The organism is Sphingobacterium sp. HJSM2_6 (genome assembly GCF_049316305.1).
GTDB lineage: Bacteria > Bacteroidota > Bacteroidia > Sphingobacteriales > Sphingobacteriaceae > Sphingobacterium.
Map to the genome: position 1 here is coordinate 84,733 of NZ_JBMOXB010000019.1, position 10,653 is coordinate 95,385.

At 36.3% G+C, this 10,653-nt stretch carries 5 protein-coding genes and 1 tRNA gene; 2 read left to right on the plus strand and 4 right to left on the minus strand.

The window, feature by feature from the left end:
* Nucleotides 1–295 precede the first annotated feature (295 nt).
* Nucleotides 296–2,161, plus strand: coding sequence for a TonB-dependent receptor plug domain-containing protein (locus ACFRAE_RS15745; RefSeq protein WP_422798128.1), 1,866 nt, complete (start codon nucleotides 296–298; stop codon nucleotides 2,159–2,161).
* An 89-nt stretch (nucleotides 2,162–2,250) separates the two neighbouring features.
* Here the strand turns inward: ACFRAE_RS15745 and trxA are convergent, their stop codons facing one another.
* The 4 genes from trxA to ACFRAE_RS15765 all read right to left on the minus strand — a co-directional run bounded on the left by trxA (nucleotide 2,251) and on the right by ACFRAE_RS15765 (nucleotide 10,408).
* Entirely contained in the window at nucleotides 2,251–2,571 is a 321-nt protein-coding gene (gene trxA, locus ACFRAE_RS15750; RefSeq protein ID WP_422798129.1) for a thioredoxin, read from the minus strand.
* Nucleotides 2,572–2,666: 95 nt separating this feature from the next.
* On the minus strand, nucleotides 2,667–7,088 hold the full coding sequence (gene dnaE, locus ACFRAE_RS15755; RefSeq protein WP_422798130.1) for a DNA polymerase III subunit alpha: 4,422 nt from the start codon (nucleotides 7,086–7,088) through the stop codon (nucleotides 2,667–2,669).
* Nucleotides 7,089–7,660: 572 nt separating this feature from the next.
* Complete coding sequence (locus tag ACFRAE_RS15760; protein ID WP_422798131.1) at nucleotides 7,661–8,179, minus strand: OmpA family protein; 519 nt, start codon at nucleotides 8,177–8,179, stop codon at nucleotides 7,661–7,663.
* Between the two features lie 51 nt (nucleotides 8,180–8,230).
* The gene (locus tag ACFRAE_RS15765) at nucleotides 8,231–10,408 is read right to left on the minus strand and encodes a glucoamylase family protein (RefSeq protein WP_422798132.1); all 2,178 of its coding nucleotides are present in this window, start codon (nucleotides 10,406–10,408) and stop codon (nucleotides 8,231–8,233) included.
* Between the two features lie 171 nt (nucleotides 10,409–10,579).
* Between ACFRAE_RS15765 and ACFRAE_RS15770 the strand changes: the two genes are divergently transcribed.
* Nucleotides 10,580–10,652: transfer RNA gene (locus ACFRAE_RS15770), tRNA-Gly, on the plus strand.
* Nucleotide 10,653: the final 1 nt, after the last annotated feature.

The window sequence follows — 10,653 nt, forward strand, 5'->3', positions numbered from 1 at the left end:
GAACTAAGATTAGGAGCCTTTAGAAGAGGAAAAGAACGATGTTTATATAGACTGTAGCACATTTTTCTTTTCCAGTTTCGTTAATAGCTTTATATTAACATGTTAATTTAAACATGGATCGGCTATTAAAGATTTCTGCTATTTATGGTCAATCTGCTAAACAAGTTTTCCAAAGGTCTATAATGCAGCCTTAGCTTTGGAAAACACTAAAATTTCTACTAAAATCTATTTCTTCCATTTTCTTTCTTATTAATTATATTTCTATACCTTTGAAAAATTTTGAAATTGTTAAATTATGTTGCCAACTAAACTTTTATTAGCATTAACCATTTTACCTGCTGTCGTCTCCTCCCAACAATTGTCATCCGACACCACCAAAATTAAGGAGGTGATCATTCAGGAAAATAGACTTCAGATCCCTTTCAGCCAAAACAATAGAAATGTACAAATCCTAAGTAAAGAAGAAATCCAAAAACTTCCAGGTATCAGTTTACCAGAGGTTTTACGTTTTGCTGCAGGCGTAGATATCAGACAGCGAGGGGCTTTTGGAACGCAAGCAGACATTGGAATAGATGGTGGAAGCTTCGATCAAACCATCATATTGATTAATGGCGTAAAAATATCCGACCCACAGACAGGTCATCACATGCTGAACCTACCTATCGCTTTAAGTAGTATTGAACGGATAGAAATACTAAGAGGACCTGCATCTAGAATATATGGTATCAATGGACTTACTGGAGCTATCAATATTGTCACAACTAAAGTCGACGCTAGTAAGATCGAAACCAATGCTTATGTGGGATCATCCTTTCAGGATGTAGAAGAAAGCGATAAATCGGGCAAGTATTATGCGACAGGCTTACAATTAAGTGCCGACATATACCAAAAAGACCATCAACATCAATTTTTTATTGCCAAAGAACATAGTAATGGTCAGCGATACAATACCGCTTCAGATAATTACAAGCTATTTTATCAAAATTTAATCGAATTAAACCAGCACAATGAAATACAAGTCATGGCTGGATATATGGATAATAAATTTGGAGCGAATGGCTATTATGCAGCACCTGGGGATATTGAATCGGAGGAATATGTGAAAACCGCTATTTCTAGTCTATCTTCAAAGCATCAATTGAACAGCAAATTCAACCTAAGTCCAAGACTTAGTTACCGCTATAATGAAGATGATTACCGGTATTACCGGAATGACTTAACGAAGGCAAGAAGTAGACACTATACCCATACCTTAACCGCAGAGCTAAATGCAGCTGTTGATCTTGGTTTTGGAGATCTTGGATTAGGTTTGGAAAGTCGGTTGGAAAAAATAAACAGTTCGAATATTGGCGACCATCAACGAAACAATTGGGGAGCATACACTGAATTTAGGACTACCGAAATTAAAAACTTCCTGTTGAATATAGGGGCATATATTAATTACAATTCTGATTATAACTGGCAAATATTCCCTGGAATTGATGTCAGCTACCTAATTTCAGACCAATGGAAACTTTCTGCGAGTACTGGAAGTAGCCAACGGATCCCCACATATACCGACCTATATTTGAATCAAAAAATGTCTAACATTGGTAATCCAGCTCTTTTATCAGAAAATTCCTGGCAAAATGATATATCCCTGAGTTTTAATACCAGCAAATTCAATAGCAAAATAGGGTATTTTTACCGTGATATCGACAATTTTATTGATTGGACTCGTTCCAGTACCACAGAACCCTACCAAGCCAATAATTTAGGAAATAATAAGACCCATGGCATATTTACACAAACGCAGTATATTCATGCATTGAGTAAAATCCAATCTATTTCCTTTTCAATAAATTACACATATTTAAATCCATCAATAATTAACAAAACCAATCAAATGATGACAAAATATGGCATTAATTCCTTAAAGCATCAAGCCCAAGGTATCCTAAGTTATCAATATAAGCAAATACAATTATCATCCGCAAACAGACTTATACAACGAATTTCGGGAAACGCCTATTACGTAGCTGATTTACGATTGGCGTATCAACCGAAAAAAATTGGATTTAACTTGGATGTGCAAAACCTCTTTAACGAAAAATACATAGAAATTGCAGCCGTACCATTACCTACCCGGTGGTTGATGTTCGGTGTACAATACCGTATTTAACAAAAAATAAGGCCTAATAAAAAATCCCTGAAATAAGTGTTCAGGGATTTTTTATTAGGATTTATATAATCCTACCTAAGTATTAAAACTTAAGCTAGTTGTTTTTCTAATTTTTCTGTTAATACTGACTTCGGAACAGCACCAATTTGCTTGTCAACGATTTCGCCATTCTTGAAGAAAAGTAATGCAGGGATGTTACGAATTCCATAACGTACAGAAATATCTGGGTTATTATCTACGTTTACTTTACCAACAACCGCTTTTCCATCATATTCTGTAGCAATTTCATCCACTAAAGGACCTACCATACGGCATGGGCCACACCATTCTGCCCAAAAATCAATTAATACTGGTTTATCTGATTTTAATACAACTTCTTCAAAGTTGCTATCTGTAATTTCTAATGCCATGTTTTCTCTATTTATGATTTACAAATTCTACGAACAAATATACGCAATGCCTTGCGAATGCAATTCCATTTGAATTAATAATTTTCTATAGCTTATCAATTTAATCTATAATTCACCCCTTCCAAACTTTCCAAACCATCTAGAAAGTCATTGGTTATGAATATCTTGCGTTTTTTCAAAGGCATTTCTATAGAAATCTCTTCTTGGACGTCCATAATTTTGAATTTCAGTTGACAATTAGCCTCTTGCCCTTCAATATGCGTACTACCAATCAACTCCTTTAAAGTATCCATAAATTCATGATCCAATACATGTAATGGAAACTGAATAGTGAATGATTTAGCCATTTTCTCGCGCAAATCTGATAATAATTGTATGTTTTTCAATTCAAAACCCCAATTTCCAACTTGCTTGAATCGCTCTTGAACTAATCCACGTATTTGTACGAAATAGCCTTCTTGTAAATATCCTTTAAATTTCACATAATCCTCCCCGAATACCATAATCTCATACGAATCGTAATAATCTTCAATGATAAAAGATCCAAATGGTTTACCTGATTTTGCCACCCGATGATTAGCGAGAGCTATAATTCCACCCAATATGATTTCCTTATTTTTAATGCGGTTGAAATCTAACAGTACCTCCTGCTCCACTTCGGAAGCCTTCACCTTATTAATCAATTGCAGATCGGTGACATTATTTGCACAAAAATGCTTTAATTCAAACTTATAATTATCCAAAGGATGACTGGTTAAATAAATACCAATTACTTCCTTTTCGAATTTCAATTTCTCAATCAATCCCCAAGCAGAACATGCTGTAAGTACAGGTTCAGGTAACTCAGCAGAACCGCCAGACCCAAAGAGACTTACTTGAACTGAGTTTTCATTTTCTTTAAATTTCTGCGCAAACTTAATTGCTTTTTCTATACCAGTACTATGATCATTCTCCGCATAAAAATACTGTGCACGATGTGTATCTGTAAACGAGTCAAATCCTCCTGCATAAGCTAAACTTTCAAAGGCTTTTTTGTTAATCATTCTTAAGTCCACTCGCTTCGCTAAATCAAAAATGGATTTATATAAAACCCCTTCCCGACTAGCTACAATGGTATCCACAGCACCAGCCCCGACTCCTTTCACAGCACCCATACCAAAACGAACAGCTCCTTCATCATTTACGGTAAACTTATAATGGGATTCATTTACATCTGGTCCTAAGACTTTTAAGCCCATTCGCTTACATTCTTCCATGAAGAAGGTGACTTGCTTAATATCATTCATATTATTAGACAATACCGCTGCCATATATTCTGCAGGATAATGCGCCTTGAGGTAAGCTGTTTGATAAGCAATCCAAGCATAACAGGTCGAGTGAGATTTATTAAATGCATAACTTGCAAAAGCTTCCCAATCGGTCCAAATCTTACTTAATTTTTTCGCATCATGGCCCTTTGCTTCAGCTTGAGCAATAAACTTAGGCTTCATTTTATCCAAAACCGCTTTTTGCTTTTTACCCATCGCTTTTCTCAAAACATCGGCATCACCTTTAGAGAAACCTGCTAGCTTTTGAGATAAAAGCATTACCTGTTCCTGATATACAGTAATTCCATAGGTCTCGTTCAAGTATTCCTCGCAAGCATCAATATCGTAGGTGATGGGCTCTATTCCATGCTTACGCTTAATAAAGGATGGAATATATTCCATTGGTCCTGGACGATACAAGGCATTCATTGCAATCAAATCGGCAAATACTGTAGGTTTTAATTCCTTCATGTATTTCTGCATACCTGGAGACTCGTATTGAAAGATACCAACCGTTTCACCCCGCTGAAACAACTCGTAGGTAAGTTCATCATCTATCGGAAAATGATCGGGGTCCAATTCAATACCATGTCTTAATTTGACATTGCTTACTGTATCTTTGATTAATGTTAGGGTTTTTAATCCTAAAAAGTCCATCTTCAATAAACCAGCGCTTTCTACCACTGAGTTATCAAATTGGGTTACATATAAATCTGAATCCTTCGCCAAAGAAACAGGCACAAAATTGGTAATATCATCTGGGGTAATAATTACCCCACAGGCGTGAATACCGGTATTACGCATGGACCCTTCTAATACACGCGCTTGCTTGATCGTCTCTGCTTCAATTCCTGCCCCATCGGCTAAATTCTTTAATTTATTGACTGCTTCGAGTTCATCGGATCGTAGTGTTTCTTTCAGCGCCTTGTCTTCCATATTGAAGATCTTGCTCAACTTCAAATTAGGAATTAATTTGGCGATTTCATTCGCATCAGAAAGCGGAAGGTCCAATACCCTAGCGGTATCTTTAATGGAAGATTTTGCCGCCATTGTACCGTAGGTAATGATCTGAGCTACTTGTGAAGCGCCATACTTATCAATAACATATTGCATCACACGCCCCCTACCTTCGTCATCAAAATCGATATCAATATCGGGCATGGAAACCCGATCAGGATTTAAGAAACGCTCAAATAGCAAATCGTATTTGATGGGATCAATATTGGTGATTCCTAAACAATAGGCCACCGCAGAACCTGCAGCAGATCCACGACCTGGACCTACGGATACGCCAATCTCCCTAGCTTTGGCAATAAAATCTTGCACAATTAAAAAATATCCCGGATAGCCCGTATTCTCAATGGTTGCTAATTCAAAATCCAAACGTTCGCGGATAGGGTCAGTGATTTCTTCATACCGTTTGGCCGCACCTATGTAAGTTAAATTTTTAAGAAAAGCATTTTCCCCACGCTTGCCCCCATCCTCTAAATCCAAAGGATGTTGAAATTCTTCCGGTATTTCAAATTTAGGAAGTAAAACATCCCTATTCAGTGAATATACCTCCACCTTATCTAAAATTTCTTGAATATTTAGGATAGCTTCGGGAAGATTCTGAAAGATTTTCTTCATCTCCTCTTTCGATTTGAAATAATATTCTTGATTGGGCATTCCAAAGCGAAATCCTCTTCCTCGCCCCTTAGGTGTACTTAGTTTTTCTCCATCTTTTACACATAGTAAAATATCATGGGCATGGGCATCAGACTTATTGATGTAATAGGTATTATTACTTGCAATTAGTTTGACTTGATGTTTATTAGCTAACTGAATTAATGTTTTGTTTACACGTTCCTCATCCTCCTGTCCATGTCGCATGATTTCCATGTATAAATCATCTTCAAACATGGATTTCCACCAAATTAAAGCATCCTCGGCTTGAGATTCCCCAATATTTAACACCTTACTGGGAATTTCCCCATTTAAGTTCCCCGATAATACGATTAAATGCTCTTTGTATTGTTCTACCACTTGACGATCAATCCTAGGGACGTAATAGAATCCTTCGGTATAGGCTATTGATGCCATTTTAGCTAGATTATGATATCCAGCTTTATTTTTCGCAAGAAATACGACCTGAAATCCATTATCCTTTCGTGTTTTATCTTTACGATCTTCGCAAATATAAAACTCACAACCTACAATTGGTTTAATGGGTTTGGCCTCAAATATTTCATTTTTTGCCTCCGCTTCGGCTCTTTTACCCTCAAGTTCCTTGTTATAGCCTAAAACTTTGGACACAAAGTGAAAAGCGCCCATCATGTTCCCATGATCGGTCATGGCAACTGCAGGTAACTGATGTTTCGCTGTGGCTTGTACCAAGCCATCAATCGATATCGTAGATTGCAAGACCGAAAACTGCGTATGGTTATGTAGATGTGCAAATTCAGCACCTTCAAAAGCTTCTAGTAAGGCTGGATCCAGTACAATCTGCCCGCCTGATTCGCCTTGTTCAGATCGAATCGCATCTGAGGCGGCTTTTAAATTGATATGTTTTAATCCTGCTGTAGGAAAAACACTAGGATTATGTTCTTTAAAATCAACAAAATAACCTACATCTACCTGTAAATCGGAAGGCTTAAATACATCCCTTCGTACTAATTCAAAAAAACAACGAGTAGTTGCTTCCACATCGGCTGTTGCATTATGCGCTTCAGCAAATGGAACGGAAAACAAATAACTGTGTAATTCGGTTAAGGTTGGTAATTTATAGCGACCACCACGCCCTCCGGGTAGTTTAAGTAAATCTGCTGTTACTTCCGTACAGGTGTCTAAGATCGGCATCTTTGCCATGGGACTTTCTACCTGATATCGATAGAATTCACATCCCATGATGTTGATATCAAATCCAATATTCTGACCCACCACAAATTTAGCCTTCAGCAAAGCCTGATTAAACTTTTCGATAGCGACATGGATTGGCACACCTTCGCGCTCAGCTAATTCCGTAGATATTCCATGAATCTTTTCCGAATCATAAGGAATATTGAAGCCATCTGGTTTAATTAAATAATCTTGATGCTCAATCAACCTACCCTTCTCATCATGCAATTGCCAAGCAATTTGGATACATCTTGGCCAATTATCCGTATCTGTAATTGGTGCATCCCAACGCTTTGGTAAACCTGTTGTTTCTGTATCAAATATTATAAACATGCCTTATCCCTCTTGAAAAACAAAATTACTCATAAATTAGGAATTTGACTCCCTTATAAGTTGGATCAATCTCATTTTATCTGTTAAATAACAATCTTACAATATAATAAATTGATAAGCATAACGGATAAAAAACCTATTTTTTCCTTTTCAACATCATCTGTATTCATCTTCAATTAGTAAGAGGAAACCGATTAAATAAACAATTCACCTATCGAATGGTATATAGCTATATTTCAAATGCAAATACACTTCCATGGAAGCAAGCCAATGAAAATTTTCTTGAAATTAGCTGTAGTTTATCCTAAAAACATCGTAAAATTTTAAGTATTACGCGGTACAAATTATTTTCTTAGTCCGATCTCCTTCGGATCTTGCTTGGAATTTAGCCGGAACTCCAAGCGATTTTTTCGAAGAAGATCCGAGTGAAAACCAAAGAAATACGAATCTATTGGTAAATCATGGAGCTAGATTTCAACACGATTTTCCCAAAATAATCTGGTTTACCAAATGGTTTAAAACCAAAAAAGGCATCCGCTAAGGATGCCTTTTTCATAAAGAGTTGCTTAAAATTACTTAAGTATAACGACCTCAACTCGTCTGTTTTTTTGACGACCTTCAGGTGTTTTGTTTTCAGTGATAGGTTTTGATTGTCCCCAACCTTTAATACTTACACGTGCATCAGGAATTCCGGAATCTACTAAGAATTTCTTAACTGATGCTGCTCGCTTATCCGAAAGCCATTGATTGTATTCTGCTGTTCCAGTAGCATCGGTATGTCCATCAACACGAACATTGGCTTTGGATTGATTGCCCTTTAATACATTTGCTAATTTACTCAATTCTTGTTTTGCAGATTCTGTAAGATAAGATGAATTGGTGTTAAACAATAAATCTGATGAGATGGAAACTAAAATACCTTCATTGGTTTGTTTAGCGTCTTCAAACTCTCTCTTTACATTCTTCAATCCATCATCTGTACCGTCTTTGCTCACGACAGCACCTGGATTAATAACTAATGCTTGTTGTTTACAAGAAGATATTGACAATCCTGCTAATAAGATAAAGGTTAAATAGTTGATTCGCTTCATGTTTTTTATTGATTTTTATAGGTGTAAAGATAGTCAAAGCTATCTATAATTTTAGTTCTTAAATATTCTTTCTGAAGCCGATTTAATTTCTGGAATTTCTTGATACAATTTCCAGATTAATTCTGTTTTCGAATTCTCCAACATCACTGCGACGTACGCTTGATTTGCGGCAACATATTCATCGGATACATCATCACTTTTTAAATCCATCCAAGACCTAAATCCATATTCCGAAAATAAGGTTTCCCCAAACATCTTATACAACGTTATTAACGAACGTTTTGCTTGGACATTACCTACAAAAATACTAGCTGTAGAAATAGCAGGATTAATTCGAAAATCCCCAACATTATCCGGATAATGATAAAAACCCCAAATATCAGAATTACTTATTCCTACACCAATTTCATTATCTCGACGTTTAACAATTTGGGAGTAACGTTGTACAATATCATATAGATTGAGTTCACCTAGCTTAGCCAATTTAGGATTTATGGTTACAAAAGGCCTGTAAATCTCCAATAAATTGGCAGTAAGATTTCCAAAGGGTACTTGAATACCATATAAACTGGTATCTTGATAACTCGACATCCGAATTAAAGAGTCTGCAGTAACAAAAGGAAGAACCTCAGCTGTCTCTTCTACGAATAAAGAATCAACTTGGGTAGAATCAATCAAAAGGCTATCTGTCGTAATGGGCTCCTGAAACTTTTCATACTTATGCGTAATGCTGTTTAAATAAGATTCAACAGGTAGTGGATGCTTCGGCGAGGCAATCGATAATAAGTAGGTGTTCAACGCTTGATTAATCCCCCAAACTGGTTTTACTTTATTAAATTCATCAACCATATTCAGCGTAGATCGCAAAACCGTAGAGTCTGATCCTAAAACAGCCTGCTGCCAATTAATACGTTCCCAAATAGTCGTAATTGCATTACGTATTTCGACATGGACAGGATCGTCACCTTTCAGATATTGCCTGGTCACTAATAAGGCCTCTATAATCGAACTGGTTGCCATCACATCGTATTTGGCTTCCCCATCTAAATATTCTGGTAAGCCTTTCCTTCCATCAAAATATGCAGGAAAGAAACCATAGTTATTTTGTGCTTTCAGTAAGAAGTCCACCATACGTTTCATCCGGTTGATGAACATTGGCTTACTCACATATCCTTTTTCCACCCCAACGAGCAAACTTAATATAGCACCACCTGTCTCTTTGACGGAAACCGTAGCTTTATCTTTTATTCGAAAGGGCATATACATACCGGAATTAATATCGTAATTCTCGACGAAGTAATTTATATGCGCAAATTGAATTAAATTTACTAATTGTTCTTCTGGAATTTCTTTGGCTTCAACTTCCTTGACTTCAGAAAATGGAGACTCCCGATAATTATAGTCTACCCAGGCAATTTTGTAATAATACTTCTTGTCTAATAAGGGAATATAATCTAAACAACCTAACATGTAGGTTGGGCGTATAGCTACTGGAGTAAATTCCTTGTTATCTGTAGACCGATAAATTTTTACATATCGAATACTTGGAGTTAATGGAACTTGCCATTGTAAATCAATATGTTTTCCAAAAGCAGTAACCTTCGATAAAATAGCAGCAGAGGTTAAAGGAGCGTTGGAGTATTTAGCGGGAAGGAATTCGATTTGATCGATAAATATAGAATGTAAATCAGCAGAACTCTGCTGTTGCTGTAAGATAATTCCGGAGATAATATTATCCATATTTAATCCAGCAAAATCTTGAACAGGAATTTTTACACTTAACCATGTATTTTCATTGTATTCTTCAATATATGCAGCTAATGCTAAACCTACCGATTGATGTGCACCTTGCTGAATAGCTATTTTTGGAAGATGATTGACCTCCGTATTTGTACTGGATACGTAAATTTTTAGATTTAATACGTCATCTTTAGTTACACGATAATGAAACTTCTGCCGGCTATATTTAATTAAAACATTCCAATCCCCAGCAGGATTAGATTGATACTTTAGTGAAAGTGCGTTTCCTGGAGTAAAAAATAAACTATCTGACACGAGTAAATGTCGATGAACATTTTCCACCCAGCTTCCACCCATATAATCTACAAAACTACGCGCGTAAGCACCCTTCACAAGGCTATTATCAAAAATTACTTGCGGATACGTTTCAGATCGGCTAGAGAAACTACAAAGAATAAAAACAAAAATAAATAAAAGTCTAAGTTGCATAGTATGGCTTTAACAACACAAAAATAGATAAAATTCGTGCCAAATGCTATTGAAATAGCTTTTTTGATGGATCATAATAAAATTATTACGCACATTTAAAGGACATTGCGAGATTTAAGTCATTTTTATTTTTCAAGTTTAGCAAAACTCTCTATATTTGCAGCACGTCAAGCGAAAGTAGCTCAGTTGGTAGAGCACAACCTTGCCAAGGTTGGGGTCGCGAGTTCGAATCTCGTCTTTCGCTC

Excerpts from the sequence above, each read along its gene's own strand:
- ACFRAE_RS15765 (WP_422798132.1), bottom strand. The coding sequence starts at position 10,408 with ATGCAACTTAGACTTTTATTTATTTTTGTTTTTATTCTTTGTAGTTTC.
- ACFRAE_RS15745 (WP_422798128.1), top strand. The coding sequence starts at position 296 with ATGTTGCCAACTAAACTTTTATTAGCATTAACCATTTTACCTGCTGTC.
- trxA (WP_422798129.1), bottom strand. The coding sequence starts at position 2,571 with ATGGCATTAGAAATTACAGATAGCAACTTTGAAGAAGTTGTATTAAAA.
- ACFRAE_RS15760 (WP_422798131.1), bottom strand. The coding sequence starts at position 8,179 with ATGAAGCGAATCAACTATTTAACCTTTATCTTATTAGCAGGATTGTCA.
- dnaE (WP_422798130.1), bottom strand. The coding sequence starts at position 7,088 with ATGTTTATAATATTTGATACAGAAACAACAGGTTTACCAAAGCGTTGG.